2 protein-coding genes and 1 pseudogene are annotated in these 2,010 nt (G+C 40.3%); 1 reads left to right on the top strand and 2 read right to left on the bottom strand.

The window, feature by feature from the left end:
* Window positions 1-257 (top strand): annotated as a pseudogene (locus F6K49_RS44110) (hypothetical protein); the annotation flags it as partial.
* Window positions 258-1,519: 1,262 nt separating this feature from the next.
* Here F6K49_RS44110 and F6K49_RS44105 read toward each other — a convergent pair.
* Both F6K49_RS44105 and F6K49_RS44100 read right to left on the bottom strand, forming a co-directional pair.
* Window positions 1,520-1,771: a type II toxin-antitoxin system RelE/ParE family toxin gene (locus F6K49_RS44105; RefSeq protein WP_293073348.1), complete on the bottom strand. Its 252-nt coding sequence runs from the start codon at window positions 1,769-1,771 to the stop codon at window positions 1,520-1,522.
* Window positions 1,764-2,010, bottom strand: a 247-nt coding sequence (locus F6K49_RS44100) for a hypothetical protein (protein WP_293108207.1), incomplete at its 5' end; no start/stop codon positions are given. The genes F6K49_RS44105 and F6K49_RS44100, both read right to left, overlap by 8 nt.

The raw sequence follows: 2,010 nt of genomic DNA, 5'->3' as shown, positions 1-2,010 counted from the left end.
CTAAGAAAAGTTTTCGTTTAATGAATGACGAAAAGCGTAATCAAGTCACCGCTGACTTAACTGCATTAGAAAGTAAGCTGAAAGCTCAAGATGCGAGTGCTGATCAGATTGCTCTGGAACGAATTAACTATTTCATCAACAAACAACTTTGGTCAGATGCATTACGGGAAATTTATCGGATGCCTAATCCTCCAGCTGAGGTAACTGATATTCTTGATAAGATTAACAATAAGGCTCATGATTTTTGTAGGGAATAGGGAATAGGGAATAGACCAAGTAGGGTGGGCATTGCTGATAAAGATCATGATTGAACGCCGAGCAATTACATGGGCAATGCCCACCAATCCACTGCCCACTGACGATTAATCACAATGGTGCAAATGAATCGTAGGGTGGGCATTGCTGATCAAAATCATGATTGAACGCCGAGCAATTATAGCAGTCGCCAGGGCAGGCGCGGACATGACAAAAGTCTCAAACCTAAGTAAGCGCAAGAGTTTTACTTCTGACTTCTGACTTCTAACTTCTGACTTCTGCTATACATGGGCAATGCCCACCAATCCAGAATAATCGTAGTGGGCATTGGTTCAGAAACCGGCCATGGGTACCCTGGTTGGTGGGCATTGCTCAGATAAATTTGGGCAGGATTTGGGTAAGTAAACCGGCAATGCCCACCCTACAGAATGCTCAAACTGGCACATAAACATATATTCAGAAATTAATCTGTATGTTTTTATACAAAATTATATGCGCTTACCCTGTAATAATAAACTTGTTCCAACTAAAAATTAGGAACTGGGGGGAGCAGGTCTTGCGTTGCAGAACAAATGAACTATAGTACCATCACAGCAAGCTTATGTAAACCCATGAGGCTAGCCACTGTTGACGATTTTCTACAAATATCTTGCAGTATCTACAAAAATATGTTAGACTTTGATTATTAATCTAGTGTCATTGAAAACATTCTGTAACTTGAATTGAAGCCGAAAACCAAAGCAAACCATGATAGTGGTTGCGTTTTCTATTAAACACAGATTTATGCGCCTTGAGCGGAACAAAACCGATCTTGGCCTTGGGAGATACCCCCTGGCTGCGAGAGCAGCTTGCATTAGTGGGCTTTAATCTGCAAAGTAGATTTTGGTAGCTAAAAAGTATCGGACTTCCAAAAAATAAAACATTCTACAAAGAGAATGATAATTATTGGTAATTAAGGAAGGAAAACCTTTGCCGTAGGGTAGAAAGGTAACGGGGCGATCGCTCCGTTACCTTCTCCTGGCAACTCAACCCTCAATACTCCACTTCTAACCCATATCCACCAACGGCGAGCCTATTCCTCAATGGGACTCGCCGTTGCTTTTTGCTAGGTATTGCCGAGAGAATCCTAGGGTGGGCATTGGTTCAGAAACCGGCCATGGGTAGCGCACGTTGGTGGGCATTGCTCAGATGAATTTGGGCAGGATTTGGGTAAGTAAACCGGCAATGCCCACCCTACAGAATGCTCGGGAGTACGCGATCGCATTTACTTATAAACATCTCCACGAGAACCAATTGCAGTGATAATATAAACTTCCTTTTCTTGATCTTTCCTAAATAATATCCGATACTTACCCACACGCAAACGAAATTCAGGACGACCTTTTAAGGATTTAATATCCAGCGTCGAAGGATTAGAAATTAAGGTATCTAACGCATTAATTATCCGAATTTTATCATCGGTTTGCATTCGCATTAAATAGCGTTCAGCTTGTTTTAAGAGAATATAGTCAATCAAAATTATCTCCTAATAACTTACGCTTTAAATCTTTAGATGAAATTCCTTTATCGTTACCTGATAGATAATTTTTCCAAGCTTCTTGACTTTGAACAATTTCTGTGATTGGAATGGTTTCTTCATCTCCTTCTACTTCTATCGCTTGATTAACTAAGACTTTTAATTCATCTAGTAATCGTAGTTGGTCAGAGAGACTAAGAGAATGAATTTGATTAAGTACCTGATTGTAATTTGTCATA

This window comes from Moorena sp. SIO3I6 (assembly GCF_010672095.1).
This window is presented reverse-complemented; position numbering and strand designations above follow the sequence as displayed.